The following is a 17,243-nucleotide window of genomic DNA, read 5'->3' as shown; positions in this document are numbered from 1 at the left end:
TTTTTTCATTTCTTCTACCAAAACACTTACTGGCTTTACTCGAAATTTTCTCCCCCAAAACATACTCGTAGAGCAGAACGTGCAGCCAAATGGGCATCCTCTTCCTGCCTCGATTGGAAAGTACTTTACTTTAGAAAGATTTAATGCATCCAAGTCATACTCAAATACCGTATATTTGCCCAATTCATCACTTGGTATCATATTATGGCATTTACTCTCTTTTACTAAATTCCCTTCCCTAAATGCCAAACCTTCTATATGTGAATAACCACTTTTAGAAACAAGCGCCTTCATCAAATCTGATATATACAATTCTCCTTCTCCAATCCCCACTAATTCCACAAAAGGAAAGTTATTTAAAATATCAGCTGCACATAAGGACGCTTGCGGACCACCAAAAGTAATTATAATGTCCTCATTCAATTGTTTTAATCTTTCAGCAACACATAGAGTAATTGCAAAAGAGTTACACATAGTGTAAAAATCAACAACCTTAGCTTGTTGATTTAACAGATACTGTGCCATATTCTCTATATTAGTATCCATGTCATTTTCATAATTAAACTTCTTAGCTTGAACCAAATAATCAAAATTGATAACACTGACTTCTAATTCTGTTTCTCTCTGCAGAACTCCCGCCAGAGAGTATAAACCCAATGGCGGGGCAACATTAACAGAATTAAACTCAATGGTGTTTACAAATAAAACATCCATTATTAAACTCCTATGCGTTAGAATGTAACTACAATTCCTACAGAAACAGCATCCTGTCCCTCCGGGCTGTTTAAATTAACACCCTGTTCTGACTGGATTGCTTCCAGAACCTTCTCATTTTTAATAACAATTTTACCATCTACTACTTCTACATCATCCTTTGATACTTTAATCTTGTCATCATTCATTTTTTTATCTCCTTTGTTTTTTATTTATCAATTAGGCTTTATTATTCAAGACTGGCGCCGTAAACATCTATAGAATAATAAGCATAATTATTTAATTAGTAGATACAGATTTGTCTAACAAATGCGTTTTGAGCATCCTCCGCAGTAATATCCATGCCTAATTCATCCTGTATCTTTTCTAGTACCTCTTGATCTTTAATAACCATTTTTCCATCAATATATTCCACTGCATCCTTACTTACTTTTACCTTTTTTTCTTCCATTTTCTTCTCCTTTTCCAAAAATCTTTTATTCACAACATTCACCTATTGAGCCAATAAACATATACTGTCTCAATTCTTCCTTTGGTGTCTCTTCCAAAGACTTTGCTTCAAGCTGATTCATAAGCTTATGTAACTCGTTGAACTTCTCTATTAACACTTTTGCTCTTTCATCATCCAACATCGCCACCGTTGCTCTTGTGTCATTAATCTTGTCTTTTCTCATGGCAACCACTGTTTTTTCCATGAGCATTCCCATTTGCTTGGCTTGAATTACCAGCTGGCTTTCAGAGTCGATAGAAATCAAATTTTCCTGAATGTCCTCAGCTACCATATATAATTTATTCTTTATCCCATCTACAATTTTGTCATCATAACCCACAAGATATCCTCTATTTACCATATAATCTAAATAGTATTGCGTTTTCACACCCATCATATTCATGTTTTTGGCAATCTGCTCTGCAGTTTTTGGTTCACCATAGACATATAATAAAATACCTGAAACTACCTTATTATCAACATTTTGATTATTCTCAATTTCCTTTACCATAATCTTTCTCCTTTAAACAACATATCTTTCAATCAATGATTCAAACTCACAATTTCCTATACATGCGAATCCTAAATTATCATCTTTCAACAAATCACTTAACACTCCATTTACATCATCAAGTTTTAAATTGGATATTTCTCTTATATCATTATCTGGAGAATACAACTCGATATCATTAGCTTTTTTTATTAACTCAACCGCTAATTCTCGATGATTGCAATGCTTATAAAGTCTGTTTGTTATACAATTTCTCTTCGCCTTTTCCAATTCTTCTTCCCTAAAACCACTATCTCTAATTTCATCAAGCGAATTTTTCATCACATCGTATACGTCAAATAGCTTCTTCGAATTAAAAATTGCCGTTACACCAAGAGACAGGAATTGCCCAGTATAATATCCAAAGCCTCCCATATTGTATGAAAGACCATCTTTAATTCTCAATTGATATCCCATTCTTTGAAATAAAATAGGATCAAGCATAGCTTTTAAAAACAATTCACAAGAATCAGATATCTTTTTTTTGTTTTCGTTAGATATCTTCCTATAACAGAGAGATAAAACTGCACTCTCGCCATCAAAATTATTATTAAAAAAGTATCCTGGTGTTAACTTAACTGACTCTATTTCCTTCGATACACCAGTGTCTTTTATTTGACCAAAGCAGTCATTTATAATCCCTTTAGCTTCATCGTAGTTGAAATCTCCACAAACAACTATGGACGCATTTTCTGGAACATAAACCTTATCAAGCATTTCCAAAACATTGTCCTTCGTAAAGTTGCGAACATTATCCTTCTTACCAACTATAATCCTTCCAACTCCAGCATCACTATATAATGCTTGAATTGCTCTACCATTTATCTGATTAAAGGATGAATAATAACTGACCAGTTCACGTTCAACAACCTTCTTTTCATTATCAAATACCTGGTCTGAGAACTCACGATGAGCAAATACCAAGTTTGATAACAATTCCAGATAAAGTTTTAAGTTATCAGACATACCATCAATATAGAAGATCGTTCTTTCTTTATCCGTCTGTGCACTATAAGTTGCTCCACTTAATCGCATTTCTTCCATTTTCTGGCTGATAATACTCCCATCATGATTATCACTTGAAAGAATATGTTCTATAAAATGAGCTATTCCATTATTATCTTCATTCTCATACATACTTCCGTAGTTGATCATCACTCCAACAGTAACAACCTTTTCGGTATTTTCACGATGCATTACTACTTTAAAACCGTTATCCATGTAGTAAGTTAACTTTTCAAACATACACTCTCCTTTGCTTAATTGCTTCTTGCATATATTTTTATCAAAACTTAAAAATGCAAACAAGGGACAAAGTAGTCAAACTAATTTGACAACTTTGTCCCTTGCACATAATCTATCTTTTTATAATAATAACAACTGAATATTTTACGAAGGAGGCTATATTCTATGAAAAAATTGAATTCTTTATTAATCGTTTTTGGAATAGTCCTTTCTGCTTTAGTAATCCCTTCTAGCAAGATTACTAAAACAGACTATTCAAATGAAAATCTAGTTTTCGTTAACAAAACAAATTCAGATTGGGTAATAGATTCTAGAGACTAATTTGTCCAATCACCTTTTTTCTCAAGGATGATATCTAGTTTTTGTCTCAGAAATTCGACACCTCTTTCATCCTTAACAAATTCTGACAGGACTAAGCATGCAGTAAGTGTATGATATATTTCTTGACTAAACATATCTTTTTCTTCACCAGATTTAACTGAATTCCAAGCAATATCATATAAACTTTTGCGTGCGGTCGATAATTTACTATTTAACAAATCTACCTGCAAAGCTTTTTTTGCATACTTGTCAGATAATACAAAATTTCTTTCTTTTTCATATTTATCAGACAACCACCTCAATATTAAAGCCTGCAATCCCTTGCTCAGATTATTACCATTATTTTCATTAAAAAAATCGCTAAAGAAATTTTTGAAATCTATATTCTTATATTTGTCAGTAACCATAGCCATATCATACAAACACTGTATTTCTCTTTCCGTATAAAATCCCTCAACATGATTTGAAACTTCACTCAATTCTAAGGTTTCACACAAAGCCTCATCTAGCAGATCCAAGAACTCATCACGCTGAATCTCTTTATTAGTATAATCCAAAAATGCTTTTTCGTTCTTTAGTATTTGTATATTCTGCGGAATCTTTTTAACTTTTTGTTCCAAAAATGCCAGCAAATACTTAGCCTGAATATAGTCTCCTGCTCTTAATGAAACTCTATATTCATGCGTAGTTCGCAAAACCTCCCAATCATCAGTAATAAAATTATCATACTGTCTTTCTCCAGAAAGTCCTAATCTTTGAAGCAATGGTTCTATTACTGCATACTGGCTGTTGACTATCCCCTGTTCAATCCGTCGCAATGTCTTTACACTACAAATCCCATCAGCAAGCTGGTTTTGTGTATAGCCTAGTAACATCCGCCTTTTTCTAATCATATCAGATATATCTATAGATACCTCGTCATACAAAAAATTCACGCTACAATTAGTATTATTTCTAACGCCTGCTATTCTGTATATTTCTTCAAGCGCTTCAATTCTATCATCGTAGATTTTCTTTTCTTTTTCCCCACCTTTCATTCCATCATAGATAAATGCTTTAATCTTTAAGAGTCCCATAAGATTAAAAGTGCGGTTAGCTCTAATCAACATAGAAAGAGCTACATCAACTTTGCTATTCAATAATATTATGTTGAACCACTCTTTATCGTTAACTATCTCATAGTACTTTTCTATGGCAAAAGAATAAATACCACATTTTTTTGTCTCTGCCATATCACTTCTATCAATTTTTTCCAAAATAGCTTGCATAAAATCACATGCTATTTCTCCTTCTTCTGGTTTGGCTTCAGCTAGGCAATAATAATACATTATTAGATAATAATACTCAATTGGCGCCAACAAGAATTGGTTCAATGTTATAAGAGAAATGCCTTTCATAGTACAATCTGCTGCATGTTTATATGCTTCCCTTGCCTTTTGATAATTCTTTTCACTTATATAAATACGGCCTAGCATATCATAATAAAACTGTTGATTTATTGTGTCAGTATCCTTTATTTTCTCTTGTATTACCTCACTGTTGAGTTTAAGCTCTTCCCAATTTGCTTCTTTAACTAAACTAATAAAATAGGTCTTTTCTTTTTTATCAATATATTCTTTGCCTTTAAAAATACTAATATTATTTTGAAACGAACCTCCAAGCCTATCCAACAATCTTTGGCTCAATTCTATGCTTGGAACTTTTTCTCCCTTTTCAATATATGAAAGCATACTTACACTGCATAGACCATTAGACAACTGCTTCTGACTCACCTTTTTATCAATTCTCATCGATCTAATTAGTTTGTAATAGTATTCGCTCATAATTTTCATCTACCTTTCTATCCCGTAGATTTAATACTTATTTTAACATTATCCGTCTAGCAATGTTTATACCAATCTTGTATGGCAATGGTCTAACAGCTTTGTCAGCCTTCTTTATCATCTTTCTTATTGGAATACTCTGAGGACAATGCTGTTCGCATTTGCCGCATTCAATGCACTGGGTGGCAAATGCTGGCTCATCCTTTAATCCCACTGTCTGGGCATACTCAAATCTGGCTGCCGATTTGCTCTCTAGTGCTGTCATGTTGTAACACCTGAAAAGTGCTGGGATATCTACACCCTTAGGACATGGCATGCAATATCTACAGCCCGTGCAGCCTACAAGCTCTGATTCAGAAATAATAGTTTTCACTTGCTCAATCAAATCAAAATCTTCTTTTGTAAAAGTATCTGCCTTTGCATCAGCTGCTATTCTGCAATTTTCCTGCACCATCTCTACAGAATTCATTCCTGAAAGCACACAGGTTACCTCTGGCTGATTCCAAAGCCATCTAAGGCCAAGCTCAGCTGGAGTATAGCCTTTATCGTACTGGGCAATCTTTTCCTTCGCTTTGTCAGGTAACAGATTTACCAGCTTGCCTCCACGCAGTGGCTCCATTATAACTACAGGAATCCCCTTACTTGCCGCATGCTTAAGGCCCTTAAGGCCTGCCTGAGAATGTTCATCCATGTAATTATATTGAATCTGGCAGAAATCCCAATCATAAGCATCTAGTATTCCTATGAAATCTTCAGTGTTGCCATGATAAGAAAATCCAATGTTTCTTATCTGACCACTGGCTTTTTTCTGTGCAATCCACTCCTTCACTCCAAGCTTTTCCAGCTTATCCCACTGGTTCATAGCTGTCATGTGGTGCATAAGATAATAGTCGATATAATCTGTGCGCAGCCTCTTTAATTCTTCGTTGAAATATTTATCAAGAGCTGCTGCACTGCTAACCAAATACTGAGGCAGCTTAGTCGCAATATTTACCTTTTCTCTTATAGAGTTGAGCTCTAATATTTCTCCCAGCGCCGCCTCGCTACCAGGATACACATAGGCAGTGTCATAGTAATTAACTCCACTATTGTAAGCTGTCATGATTTCCTGCTCAGCCTTATCTATATCAATAGCCCCAGCCTTTGTAGTGAATCTCATGCAACCATAACCAAGTATTGATATCTGCTCCCCATTTTTGTTACTTCTGTACTCCATAGACCCCTCCATAATTGTTGCCAGTTTAGAGTATTTTATCATATTACATAGGGATTGTATTACAGTTCTGTCACAAAGTTAATGGAAATATAAGCATTTTTGGAATTCATGTGACAAAACTTTAGGGGATTGCACTAGTCAAGCAAAAGTAGACACCCACTTCATTTATTTCTACATACTCATTTCACTAAAATACTCTCTGTATTGTTTTGGAGTCAGATAATTTAATGAGTATGCAGGGCGCTCTTCATTAAAGAACACAATGTAATCTTTTAAATCATCCTCAATAGTTTCTTTACTTTTTATATGTAAATCTTCGAGTAATTCTGCTTTTATCCATCCATTTATAGCTTCCATGGCAGCATTATCAGTAGGGGTTCCAGCCCTAGACATTGAATGAATTATATTATAAACAGGCAAAAGATCATTGAAGCTTTTTGAAGAATACACCGAACCTTGGTCCGTATGAAGAATCATCTCTAATTCAGGATAGTGCTTTTTTATATTTATTAAATCTTCAAGTCCGCTGATATATGTTTTCCTGTCACCTTTTTGAGCGGACAATGCATATGATATTATTTCGTTGTTCCACAAATCCATATACAAAGTGAGTTCATAATAAGTCTTCTCAAATCTAAATGCAGTCATATCACTAACGATGCATTGAAGAGGACCTGTAATATTCAAGCCTGACATAAATAGATTTGGATAAATCTTATAAGGATCACCTGGCTTCTTGTATCTGTAATGTTTTGATTTACTTACTATCCCAGCAGCTTTACAAATTCTATGTGCACGTTGATCTGACATAATCAGACCGGTATCTAATCTAATTTTGGCATTAAGCCACCTATATCCATGTGATGGATATTTTTCATGATACTCTTTGAAAAGCTGCATATCTGATGCAAATGATTTCAGCTTGGCGGAAGGATTTTCTAATCTCTTTTTCCATTTATAGAATCCACTTCTATTAACATCTAGAACTCGGCATAAATGTTTTACTGAAAATTGAGAAGATAATTCAAATACTATTTCGTATTCTTGTCGCTTAAAGAAATGAATTCCTTGTTTGCACCAACTCCTTTCACTTCGTAACCTTTTTTTGCCCTCAGTTCATTAGCTTTAGCTAAAATAAGCTCATCTATTAATTCTTCTTTTGACATTGCCATGTAGGCATCTATATCTAACGTCTGCTCTATATTCAAAATATCTTTTTTTCTTGCTTGAAGAGATGCTTCTTTTTTAGTTACTATATGAATTCCAGCAGATTTTCTGTATTCAGTAAGACAGTTACCTAGTGTTGCATCGGAAACATTGTATTGTTGAATAGCTTCTCTTCTGGTCAATGTGTGTTCATATAGTTGTTTCCCTATGTCTATTTTTTCTTGTTTAGATAATGCCATTTACATATCCTCCTGTATATATTTATTAAGACCTGTACATCTATCAATTTTGATGGTACACATCAGAAATTGATTTGTCTACATTGTGGCGGATGTGTCTACTTTTATGTTATCACTACAGATTAATAAAAATCCTGTCACAAATATGCTACTAAAAGCTAATTTGTGACAGGATATATAGATTCCTAATTGTAATTGTAGTTTTTTGTTATGCGTAGGCATCAAAGCGTGAGCCAGATGTGCTGTAGGTGCTGCCCCTTCCATTTACTCCATAAGATGTGTTTTCCGAAAGGAACTTAGCAGCTATGTCATTGAAGTCACTGGATACCTTGATATTATGCTTTTGCCTTTGATATGGATCTACAGTTGTAAAATCCCTATCAATCTCCTGCACTGTGACGTTAGGATATTGTACAGGCGCTGCTCCAGTAACAGCAGCATCATTTTTTACAGATTCATTAGTATACACATCTGAAAAATCTGCATCATTGTCAATGGCATAGTTCATGGGTTCAACGCTACTAATTGGACTATATGAACTTAATCCGCCAATAGGTGCAATAGCCATAAAAAAATCCCTCCAAAAGTGACTACCACAATGATAGCACCTTTGGAGGGTTGAAAACTGAAATACACAAATATTTGAGATTAAGTTCTTGATTTTTTCACATTATACCCCTCATCAGTCAGCTACGCTGACAGCTTCCCCCCAGGGGGAAGCCTTTTTATCTTAGGAAGCCGGCTACGATTTGTTCTTCAGCCTCTTCTTCTGTAAGGCCAAGAGACATGAGCTTGATGAGCTGGTCACCGGCGATTTTGCCGATGGCTGCCTCGTGGATGAGGGCTGCGTCTACGTTCTTGGCGTCAAGACGTGGGATAGCTACAACGTGTGCGTTACCCATGATGATTGCATCGCAGGCTGCATGACCGCTGCAGGCTGTGTTGCCTTCGATTGCTACTTCAAAAATCTGCTCTGAATCGTCTTTGGCAACAGAACGAGAAACTACATCTGTGCTAGCATCCTTTCCGTTGAGAAGTACCTTGTAATCTGATGTGGCCTTCTGGCTGCCGTGAGTCATAAGTGCCTCGTGGATAAGAAGTGTTGCGCCTTCAGCAAGCTCAGCGTAATTAGTACGAACTGTAGAATCTACACCCTTAATCTGCACCATTTCCATCTCTACATGGCTACCCTCTTCCTGGTAAACAGTTGTTACAGGATTAAGGATTCTTGCTCCGTTTCCGTCGCCTTCTCCGTAGTGCTTTTCCACGTATTTAACCTTGGCATTCTTGCCAACGTGGAAAGTATGGATACCATCATGCTGAGAATCCTGGTCACCACAGTTAGAAATACCGCAGCCTGCTACGATAGTAACATCTGCATCCTCTCCAACATAGAAATCATTGTAAACCATATCCTTGAGACCGCTTTCTGTAAGAACTACAGGGATATGAACGCTTTCGCCTTTAGTGCCTGGCTTGATGATGATATCGATACCTGGCTTATCTTCCTTTGTAACGATGTCGATGTTGGCTGTTGTGTTTCTACCAGCGCTGGCACCGTTTGAACGAATATTATATGCACCCTGAGGTATGCCATCTAAATCAGCGACCTCATGAAGAATGTTCTTTTGAATTGCATCAAGATTCATTACTGGTCACCTCCTAACTTTTCGCAGGCTGCTCCAACAGCTGCTGATGTGCCAAGAAGCTCTGGGAGGATTTCATCCTTAGGTCCCTGCTTCTTAACCTTGCCGTTTTCAATAACTACGATTTCATCTGCGATATTTAGGATGCGCTCCTGGTGTGAGATAACAATGATTGTTCCATTGATATCCTTGCGCATGTTCTCAAATACCTTAATAAGATTCTGGAAGCTCCAAAGATCGATTCCAGCCTCTGGCTCATCAAAGATAGAAAGCTTTGTGCCACGTGCAAGTACTGTGGCGATTTCGATACGCTTAAGTTCACCACCTGAAAGTGAACCGTTTACCTCACGCTCTACATAATCCTTAGCGCAAAGACCTACCTTCGAAAGGTACTCACAAGCTACTGCAACAGAAATGTGCTCACCTGCTGCAAGTCGAAGTAAATCGATTACTCTGATTCCCTTGAAGTGAACTGGTGCCTGGAAAGCAAAGCTGATTCCCATTTTTGCACGCTCAGTGATATTCTTATCTGAGATATCCACACCATCAAGGATAATCTGTCCGCTTGTCAACTGGTTAACGCCCATGATAAGCTTTGCAAGTGTGGACTTACCGCCACCGTTAGGACCGGTGATGACGATAAACTTACCATCTTCTACTGTAAGGTCAAGACCATCAATGATTTCTTTAACGGAATCATTTTCATCATCAACCTTGTATGTAAGATTTTTGATTTCTAACATATCTATACTCCTGTTCTATGTGTTACACTCCCTAACCCCATGCCAGTGGCAGTTAGGAAAGACTAATTAAATTGCGTGTAATTAATTCAGCTCTATTATATTAACACGTATTAAAAAAATTGATAGCAAAATTTTGTAAAAAAAGAGCTACTGAGAAATCTTCTCAGTAGCCCTGCTATAATTATATCCCTGTAATATCTCCTTTTAAAAACACATTTTCCTTCCACCCCTGCTTAAGAGGCTGGACTGTGCCTTGCTTCACCATATATGCCAGATTCTGTCTGCTGCAATCTAAAAGATTACAGGCTTCAGTTGTGTTTATGATGCTATGTTTAACAAAATCATAAAATACGCTGGCATATATAGGAAGTATTACTCCACTGGAACGAAGGGTATCTGCATCTAGAAAAATAGTATTATTGAATGAAATACCATATCCTCCTGCATCTACAATAAGTGTTTCTAATACATTTCGATTCTTTATTACCCTTTCCAACTTTGGATTATCCTTAATGCATTTTTTCAAATCAACCTCTATAGAGTTATCATTATAAAGTAAACATATAACCCTATCATCAGCAATAGGAAAGCAGTCTCTAATATTATTCTGTTGTCTGGCTATAACCCAATCTGGGAGCTCCTCCGGTTTAATCTCTTGAATATAGCACGCATCCTGTGAAGACCTACCATTATTGGCTGCAAGAAGTCTGACCTCACTATAGTTTTTGAGATTCATATTCTTAAGAATCATGCCGATGTTTTGACGACCAGTAGGTGGGATGCGCTCTTTTAACCAAAGATACACTGCTTCCTTTGGAATGGTGTATTTTCCTTTTTTGACAAATACTGAAAATAGTAATGGTGCCTCCCATTCATCTAGGCTATCATCTAATTCAATGATAAAGGAATTCTGTAATTCGTAGTGAAGCAATACTCCTATTTCTCTATTATCTAAATCTTCATCATATATTTTAAAGGCTCTCATAGTAGCACCACCTCGAATAAATCATTTTCCATATTTTATCAATTAGCTTTTGAGATATTACTTCTTCCAAATCAGCAAAAATTATATTTTTACTATCCTCAGAGATGCTTCCTGAAAAAATATTTTTCTTATCTTTAATCAAATTTAGATTTTCTAGAGTGGATTTTGTCCCGATAAAATTCTGACATTGTCTGTCAGCCGATACATCAAAAATATCTACATCTTTATCATTCTGGCATGAAAATAATAGTGATAATCCATGATCAAATAATGGTGCTATGCGTATTGTCTTGGCTCTAGCATTTCTTAAGATTTCAATATTTGCTCCATGGCGATCTCTATTTTGTATTATATAATCAACTGCTAACATAGTATCTATGTATTGCTGCCAGCCCCGGCTCACACAAAAATCGTAATGAGACTTATGGAGGGCACAATTCAATTGGTAGTATGCATCAAGTGCAGTCTTAGTCTCTCCTCTAGTCTTATAATCCTCCGATACACATACCCAGGAATCATATATCTTACCATCAATCTCCACATCAGCATGGATTAGTTTGTATGGTAGATGGTCAACTTTTAGTAATGTAAGCAATCTATCCACTATTATTTCATTGACACATTCATGTCCTATTATGCCTTTTTCTGAATCAAAATTAGACAGCTTATAGTATAGTTTCTTACCATTCGCTGTCTCTTCTGATTTCAAAAAAGTCCCCGCTGTTCCACTGGATGTCCTAGCGTGAGACCACTCTAAATATGTTAAATCCTGTTTTTCTATAATAATCTTTCCATCACTCATAATAGCCCTCTTTCTAAGGCTATTATACAATCTTATTTGACGCGCGTCAAATAAGATTTTCCATATACTCCTGCACTCGTTTTATAGCTTGCAGTTCTTTCTTGGTGAAGCCCAGGTCGCCTGTGCTATATATTTCATTTACAATTTGCTTTATTCCTAATACGGTATTGCTATCTTTATCATCATAAGCTACTGGCAAATCTTTTTTAGTACCATAAACAAATCTGATATTTGTATAGATGTCATACACTGGATCTGCGTCGAAAGCTTTTGCTTTTTCAATAGCTAAAGCTATTTCCGACATCATTTTCTCATGATTGCCAATGAGTTCATAACATATAGCCTCGCAGGTTTTTATCATAGCAACATACCTTGTTAAATAAGAGGGTTTATCTGAAAGCATAAGCCCTGCTACAGTTTGTTCTACCCACTGGTATAATTCAAGCATATCCTTATACTTTTTATTTGAGAAGAAATAATCCAGCATATGCCCTGCTACATCAGTAGCGTCAAGAACACTGAAATGAAACTTTTTTGTATAGCAAGCTAACGCCTCATCCTTTTTCCCCTGCTGCCAATAAATTTCTCCAAGCAAATCATCATATATTCCATCTACATTTATATTCTTTATAATCTCTATCTGCTTTTCATTGTCTTTCTCAAGCAAGGCAAGTTGCTTAAGGATTTTCATCTCATCAATTTTGTTTTCTGGAGAATCCGCTAGTATGTGTAATGCTCGATTAAATAATTCTATGGCACGATTTCTAAAATCCTCATTTTTATTATCCTGATACCAGCTTATGTAATATACACTACCAGCTCTCTTCAAAATCTTTACATCATTAGGATATCTCACTACAGCTTTATCGATATGCTCCCTTGCCTCGTCAAACCTATGTTCCCTGTATAACTCAAATGATTCCTTGATAATATCATCCACTCTCTTTGATACCATGGAATACCCAACCAGCGCATCCATAGAAAGATTGAAGAAATCTGCCAAATCCATCATTGTATTTATATCAGGGACACAGTTGCCGTTTTCCCATTTCGACACTGTGCCCACGGTTACGCCCATAGCCTCAGCCAGCTGCTCCTGGGTAAGAAGCATCTTCTTCCTGTTCGCTCTGATGTTCTCTGATAGATTGTTTTGCATCTAAATTCTTCTCCTTAATGGTGCTTACCTTTTTCACAAAATATATTCCACCAAAAATAATGATTCCAAGCACTCCTGTGAATAAAAGTATGGTGTCGCAATTAAGCCTAACTGTAGCTAGTGTTACAAAAAATGTTCCAACTGGTAGTGAAGCTGTTCCTACTGCATTAAAAGCGCTGCTACATCTAGCCATATAGTCCGTATCTATCTTCTTTACCAATTCCACATTTAATATACCAGCGAGGATAGACATTGTTAGTCCGATTATAAACATGCTACCTGTTGCCAAAACAAGCGACATAATCATGCTGCCTTTTACTAACGCTCCTCTTGAAAGCAAAAGGCAAGCCACCCCCTCAATTGCTCCAAGACAACCAACAGCTTTATCAAATGAAATCTTAGATATAACCTTTGGCAAAACTAGTGATGCAATGATTGCACCAATCCACTGTCCTGCCATAACAATACTCAAAAAATCAGCATCCTTCATATATACACTAGATACAAGTGGTGTTAATAAAGAATTCAGTGGTGAAAGCACAAAGTTTAACATTACCGCCGTCAGGCAGAAATAAAGGATTGTGCCATTGCCCTTCATATACTTAAAGCCATCTTTGAGTTTGGTCATATAATCCTGTTCGCTAATGCTTGCACTCTGAGCCTTACATTTGCTGTAATCAATAAATAGGATAATGAATGCTCCAATAAAAAAGGTAGCCACATCAATAAGCATTGCAACGCCCACTCCAAAAGCTGCAATAATAATTCCAGCCAATGACATTCCAACAAGATTAACCACCTGAGCAATTGTCATCTTCATACTCTGCATAACAGTGTAATAGTCGCCCTGAACTATCTCTGGCACAAAAGCACCTGCTGCAGGTTCATTGAGGGATTCAATGGTAGTGATAAGTAGTGTGAATCCAGCCATGATAAAAGGATTAACCAAATGCAGATAATACAAAACCACAAATCCAGCTATCACCAGCCCGCGAAGCAAATCCGTATATACGATAATCTTTTTCTTGTTCTTGCCCTCTACCCATGCTCCAGCCAGTGGAAGCACAACTATTCCTGGTAGCTGATTAAGCCCAAAGATAATTGCTGACCAGGTTGCGCTACCTGTCAACTGATACACCAGCCAGGTAAATGCAATGGCATCTATTGAATCTCCAAATCTGTTAATAAGATTTGAAAATAATAGCTTCCTACAATTAGCTATCTTTAATATATCCTTGTAACCTACTGTTTTTGTCTCTCCCATAATCTAAGCCTCCCGAGTTTTTGTTGCTATTCGTATTTGTTACTCAGATTATAAGATTTGGTTAGAGATATTTTAACATATTAGTTTTCTAGTTTGTATATAAATTATTTTCTCGTTAGGAAAATTACTAAAACACTTAGTTTCGCTATTATTTTTTTAATACATTACTATCTACCATTAATTATTCTGCCTAGATAGTAGCATTTTCTATTCAGGCTACTACCTGCGAGTCATTTTTCATGACAGATAGTAGACATTCACATATTAGCTACTACCTATATAATATTTTCTTCCGCAGGTAGTAATAGTTCTAGCCAAAACTACTACCCTAAGAGTATTTTATCCATACAGATAGTAACATCCTTCCTGTTGGCTACTATCTATAGCGATATTTCCACTACAGATAGTAATGTCCTTCTAAATAGTTACTATCTATATCTATATTTCTATTACAGGTAGTAGGTGTTCTAACATTATCTACCACCTAGAAACACTTTTCTTCCATAGGTAGTAGTGACTTTAACATTATTTACTACCTATAATCACTTTTCGCCCGCAGATAGTAGTGGCTCTAACAAAAACTACTACCCTAAGACTATTTTGTTCCTACAGATAGTAATATCATTTCGAGCGACTACTATCTATGGCTATATTTCAACCGCAGGTAGTAATGGACTTCCATATGACTACTATCTATAGCTATTTTCCCCATAGATAGTAATATCCTAGAACAATTATCTTATATTTCAAAAAAACTCCCAGCACGGGCTGGGAGTTTTAGTATATGACTTCTTGTGGGCTACTTAAGGAAAAAGCCCACAAGAACTTGGCTTCGCCAAGCAATATTTTCTTTCAGAAAATATTGGTCTATGTCCGGTTCTTGTTTTTCTGATGAAAAACAAAAACCTATACATATTGATTTTATTTCCAGAAGCTTATCTCATCTTCCTTTAGTCCTACGTGACTTCCGATAAATACAGGATTCTTGCCTTCCTTCTTTTGCTTTTCGTAGTCTTTTAAGGTCTTGTTGACTACTCCATACAAAAGAGCGCAGCATGGGAGGTTGATGATTGTCATAAGTCCCATGGTGATATCTGCGGCAGCCCATGCTGTATCCATGGAAATGATTGCTCCGAAGAAAATGACTGCTACGCAGCATAATTTGAATATTACCATGAATCTGGCGCTTGGGTTCTTCTTACCGTTGAGATAAATCAAAGCATTATCTACATAGTAAAGGTTTCCAAGTAATGTAGTGAATGCAAAAAGAATCATTGCAACAGTGATAAATGCTGGGCCAAAATGACCAAACACTGTAGATATAGCCTTCTGCACATAAAGGATTCCGCTTACTTCCGCAGATGGTGCAACACCAGAGCTCAGACACATAAGTCCTGTTGCAGTACAAAGTAAGATTGTATCAATGTAAACGGATACTGTCTGTACCAATCCCTGCTTTACTGGATGAGTAACATTTGCTGATGCCGAAGCATTTGGAGCTGAACCTACACCCGCTTCGTTTGAATACAATCCTCTTTTGATTCCGTAGATTAGGCACGAACCTGCAACTCCACCGAAGATTGATTTAAAATCAAATGCATTCTTAAAGATTACGGCAAACATCGCTGGCACATTAGTGATGTTTACAAGAATGACTATGATTGCAACTACCACGTAGGCTATTCCCATAAATGGAACTAACACCTCTGTCAGCTTAATAATTCTTTTACCACCGCTTAAGATGCAAAATCCTACAAGAGCCGCAATTATTACTCCTACAATGATTGGTGTAAGCTTTGGATCATAAAAGCTATACGCAGCAAATGACGACTGCAAATTATATGAGCAAAGCAAATTGAATCCAAATGCATAAGTAGAAATCAAAAAGATACAAAACAGCACAGATAACCATGGTGCATGAAGTGCCTTTTCTATATAGTAAGCAGGACCACCATAGCAGCTGCCATCATCTTCCTTCTGCTTATAAATCTGCGCTAGTGTACTTTCTACAAAAGCACTGGCTGCGCCGAGGATACACATAATCCACATCCAAAACATAGCGCCTGGGCCACCGATGCAAATAGCAGTTGATACACCTACAATATTTCCTGTTCCTACTCTTGATGCTGTAGACACCATCAGCGCCTGAAAGGATGATACATGAGCCTTGTCCTCTGGCTTTTCCATTACAAGCCTGCAGGCTTCTCTAAAAAGTCTAATCTGCACAAATCTGGTTCTAATTGTGAAATATAATCCTGCAACACCCATAACAATTATGAGGATTGGATAATACATCACATCATCAATCTTTGTAAGTAAATCTAATAACATAAATAACTCCATTCTAAAAACATACTGAGCTATTATATATGGATTTTACGATTTGCGCAAATCCACAAAAAACTCCCAGCCGAAGCTGGGAGTCATCATATTACTTGATATTTAATTTTCCTTTTCTGAGTAGTGCTGTGACTGCAGCGCCCACTGCAAGGATTGCTACTATGATGATTCCTGCAAGTAATCCTGAATTAGAGCTTTCCTCTACTGCTGTAGGAGTTTCTTCTTCCTGGATTTCTACAGAATCATCGCTAGTTTCATCTGCCTTTTCATCTACTTCTTTGACATCCGCGTCTGCCTTCACTTCTACTTCCTCTGTCTCTTCAGCATCTGTTTCATCATCGGCTACATCTGTAGTCTTTGTGCCAGCTGCATTTGTTGAAGCAGATTTCTTAGGAGCTACAGAAGCTGTGGCATTATTCTTGCGTGCTTGATCTGATGTAGAACATGATACTGCTTGGGCTGCTGCTGGAACGCTGGCTTCGTCGATTGTGTTTGTGCCACTGCTTGCCTTACTGCTTCCATTAGATGAAGAGCTGCTTCCA

The 17,243-nt window shown here is 36.6% G+C and carries 19 protein-coding genes; 1 reads left to right on the top strand and 18 read right to left on the bottom strand.

Going from position 1 to position 17,243, the window contains the following annotated elements; translation table 11 throughout:
• From IJ535_RS07360 to IJ535_RS07340, 5 genes are all read right to left on the bottom strand, one after another.
• The coding region (locus IJ535_RS07360; protein WP_294300753.1) for a B12-binding domain-containing radical SAM protein at positions 1-714 on the bottom strand (714 nt) is incomplete at its 3' end.
• 17 nt (positions 715-731) lie between these two features.
• Positions 732-902, bottom strand: coding sequence for a hypothetical protein (locus tag IJ535_RS07355; protein ID WP_294300750.1), 171 nt, complete (start codon positions 900-902; stop codon positions 732-734).
• 95 nt (positions 903-997) lie between these two features.
• Positions 998-1,165, bottom strand: coding sequence for a hypothetical protein (locus IJ535_RS07350; RefSeq protein WP_294300748.1), 168 nt, complete (start codon positions 1,163-1,165; stop codon positions 998-1,000).
• Positions 1,166-1,190: 25 nt separating this feature from the next.
• The gene (locus IJ535_RS07345) at positions 1,191-1,715 is read right to left on the bottom strand and encodes a hypothetical protein (protein WP_294300743.1); all 525 of its coding nucleotides are present in this window, start codon (positions 1,713-1,715) and stop codon (positions 1,191-1,193) included.
• 12 nt (positions 1,716-1,727) lie between these two features.
• On the bottom strand, positions 1,728-2,999 hold the full coding sequence (locus IJ535_RS07340) for a M16 family metallopeptidase (RefSeq protein WP_294300741.1): 1,272 nt from the start codon (positions 2,997-2,999) through the stop codon (positions 1,728-1,730).
• Positions 3,000-3,164: 165 nt separating this feature from the next.
• On the opposite strand from IJ535_RS07340, the gene IJ535_RS07335 reads away from it, so the two are divergent.
• Positions 3,165-3,320, top strand: a complete 156-nt coding sequence (locus IJ535_RS07335; RefSeq protein WP_294300739.1) for a hypothetical protein — start codon at positions 3,165-3,167, stop codon at positions 3,318-3,320.
• Here the strand turns inward: IJ535_RS07335 and IJ535_RS07330 are convergent.
• The 13 genes from IJ535_RS07330 to IJ535_RS07270 all read right to left on the bottom strand — a co-directional run.
• Positions 3,317-5,110, bottom strand: coding sequence for a helix-turn-helix domain-containing protein (locus tag IJ535_RS07330; RefSeq protein WP_294300736.1), 1,794 nt, complete (start codon positions 5,108-5,110; stop codon positions 3,317-3,319). The genes IJ535_RS07335 and IJ535_RS07330 overlap by 4 nt on opposite strands.
• A 70-nt stretch (positions 5,111-5,180) precedes the next feature.
• On the bottom strand, positions 5,181-6,359 hold the full coding sequence (locus tag IJ535_RS07325; RefSeq protein ID WP_294300734.1) for an aldo/keto reductase: 1,179 nt from the start codon (positions 6,357-6,359) through the stop codon (positions 5,181-5,183).
• A gap of 171 nt (positions 6,360-6,530) precedes the next feature.
• Complete coding sequence (locus tag IJ535_RS07320; RefSeq protein WP_294300756.1) at positions 6,531-7,424, bottom strand: IS3 family transposase; 894 nt, start codon at positions 7,422-7,424, stop codon at positions 6,531-6,533.
• Complete coding sequence (locus IJ535_RS07315) at positions 7,391-7,765, bottom strand: hypothetical protein (protein WP_294300731.1); 375 nt, start codon at positions 7,763-7,765, stop codon at positions 7,391-7,393. Before IJ535_RS07315 ends, IJ535_RS07320 begins: the two co-directional genes overlap by 34 nt.
• Positions 7,766-7,973: 208 nt before the next feature.
• Positions 7,974-8,333, bottom strand: a complete 360-nt coding sequence (locus IJ535_RS07310; RefSeq protein ID WP_294300728.1) for a hypothetical protein — start codon at positions 8,331-8,333, stop codon at positions 7,974-7,976.
• A 157-nt stretch (positions 8,334-8,490) separates the two neighbouring features.
• Positions 8,491-9,414, bottom strand: coding sequence for a SufB/SufD family protein (locus tag IJ535_RS07305; RefSeq protein WP_294300723.1), 924 nt, complete (start codon positions 9,412-9,414; stop codon positions 8,491-8,493).
• Positions 9,414-10,154 carry an ABC transporter ATP-binding protein gene (locus tag IJ535_RS07300; protein ID WP_028243318.1) on the bottom strand — a complete coding sequence of 247 codons (741 nt, stop codon included), beginning with the start codon at positions 10,152-10,154 and terminating at the stop codon, positions 9,414-9,416. The genes IJ535_RS07305 and IJ535_RS07300 overlap by 1 nt, the downstream gene beginning before the upstream one ends.
• A gap of 181 nt (positions 10,155-10,335) precedes the next feature.
• Entirely contained in the window at positions 10,336-11,139 is an 804-nt protein-coding gene (locus tag IJ535_RS07295) for a hypothetical protein (RefSeq protein ID WP_294300714.1), read from the bottom strand.
• Positions 11,126-11,941, bottom strand: a complete 816-nt coding sequence (locus IJ535_RS07290) for a hypothetical protein (RefSeq protein WP_294300711.1) — start codon at positions 11,939-11,941, stop codon at positions 11,126-11,128. The genes IJ535_RS07295 and IJ535_RS07290 overlap by 14 nt, the downstream gene beginning before the upstream one ends.
• 46 nt (positions 11,942-11,987) lie before the next feature.
• On the bottom strand, positions 11,988-13,097 hold the full coding sequence (locus tag IJ535_RS07285) for a helix-turn-helix domain-containing protein (protein ID WP_294300708.1): 1,110 nt from the start codon (positions 13,095-13,097) through the stop codon (positions 11,988-11,990).
• The gene (locus IJ535_RS07280) at positions 13,024-14,361 is read right to left on the bottom strand and encodes an MFS transporter (RefSeq protein ID WP_294300706.1); all 1,338 of its coding nucleotides are present in this window, start codon (positions 14,359-14,361) and stop codon (positions 13,024-13,026) included. Before IJ535_RS07280 ends, IJ535_RS07285 begins: the two co-directional genes overlap by 74 nt.
• Before the next feature lie 921 nt (positions 14,362-15,282).
• Positions 15,283-16,692, bottom strand: coding sequence for an alanine/glycine:cation symporter family protein (locus tag IJ535_RS07275; RefSeq protein WP_294300703.1), 1,410 nt, complete (start codon positions 16,690-16,692; stop codon positions 15,283-15,285).
• Between the two features lie 100 nt (positions 16,693-16,792).
• The coding region (locus IJ535_RS07270; RefSeq protein WP_294300701.1) for a hypothetical protein at positions 16,793-17,243 on the bottom strand (451 nt) is incomplete at its 5' end.

This window comes from Pseudobutyrivibrio sp. (assembly GCF_017471675.1).
Taxonomy (GTDB): Bacteria; Bacillota; Clostridia; order Lachnospirales; family Lachnospiraceae; genus Pseudobutyrivibrio.
The sequence above is the reverse complement of the archived record's forward strand: the minus strand, read 5'-3'. Positions and strand labels throughout refer to the sequence as shown.

What these genes read in the sequence shown, in the direction of transcription:
- IJ535_RS07330 (WP_294300736.1), bottom strand. Translation starts at nt 5,110, where the DNA reads ATGAGAATTGATAAAAAGGTGAGTCAGAAGCAGTTGTCTAATGGTCTA.
- IJ535_RS07280 (WP_294300706.1), bottom strand. Translation starts at nt 14,361, where the DNA reads ATGGGAGAGACAAAAACAGTAGGTTACAAGGATATATTAAAGATAGCT.
- IJ535_RS07325 (WP_294300734.1), bottom strand. Translation starts at nt 6,359, where the DNA reads ATGGAGTACAGAAGTAACAAAAATGGGGAGCAGATATCAATACTTGGT.
- IJ535_RS07290 (WP_294300711.1), bottom strand. Translation starts at nt 11,941, where the DNA reads ATGAGTGATGGAAAGATTATTATAGAAAAACAGGATTTAACATATTTA.
- IJ535_RS07315 (WP_294300731.1), bottom strand. Translation starts at nt 7,765, where the DNA reads ATGGCATTATCTAAACAAGAAAAAATAGACATAGGGAAACAACTATAT.
- IJ535_RS07300 (WP_028243318.1), bottom strand. Translation starts at nt 10,154, where the DNA reads ATGTTAGAAATCAAAAATCTTACATACAAGGTTGATGATGAAAATGAT.
- IJ535_RS07340 (WP_294300741.1), bottom strand. Translation starts at nt 2,999, where the DNA reads ATGTTTGAAAAGTTAACTTACTACATGGATAACGGTTTTAAAGTAGTA.
- IJ535_RS07305 (WP_294300723.1), bottom strand. Translation starts at nt 9,414, where the DNA reads ATGAATCTTGATGCAATTCAAAAGAACATTCTTCATGAGGTCGCTGAT.
- IJ535_RS07345 (WP_294300743.1), bottom strand. Translation starts at nt 1,715, where the DNA reads ATGGTAAAGGAAATTGAGAATAATCAAAATGTTGATAATAAGGTAGTT.
- IJ535_RS07335 (WP_294300739.1), top strand. Translation starts at nt 3,165, where the DNA reads ATGAAAAAATTGAATTCTTTATTAATCGTTTTTGGAATAGTCCTTTCT.
- IJ535_RS07350 (WP_294300748.1), bottom strand. Translation starts at nt 1,165, where the DNA reads ATGGAAGAAAAAAAGGTAAAAGTAAGTAAGGATGCAGTGGAATATATT.
- IJ535_RS07295 (WP_294300714.1), bottom strand. Translation starts at nt 11,139, where the DNA reads ATGAGAGCCTTTAAAATATATGATGAAGATTTAGATAATAGAGAAATA.
- IJ535_RS07310 (WP_294300728.1), bottom strand. Translation starts at nt 8,333, where the DNA reads ATGGCTATTGCACCTATTGGCGGATTAAGTTCATATAGTCCAATTAGT.
- IJ535_RS07285 (WP_294300708.1), bottom strand. Translation starts at nt 13,097, where the DNA reads ATGCAAAACAATCTATCAGAGAACATCAGAGCGAACAGGAAGAAGATG.
- IJ535_RS07275 (WP_294300703.1), bottom strand. Translation starts at nt 16,692, where the DNA reads ATGTTATTAGATTTACTTACAAAGATTGATGATGTGATGTATTATCCA.
- IJ535_RS07355 (WP_294300750.1), bottom strand. Translation starts at nt 902, where the DNA reads ATGAATGATGACAAGATTAAAGTATCAAAGGATGATGTAGAAGTAGTA.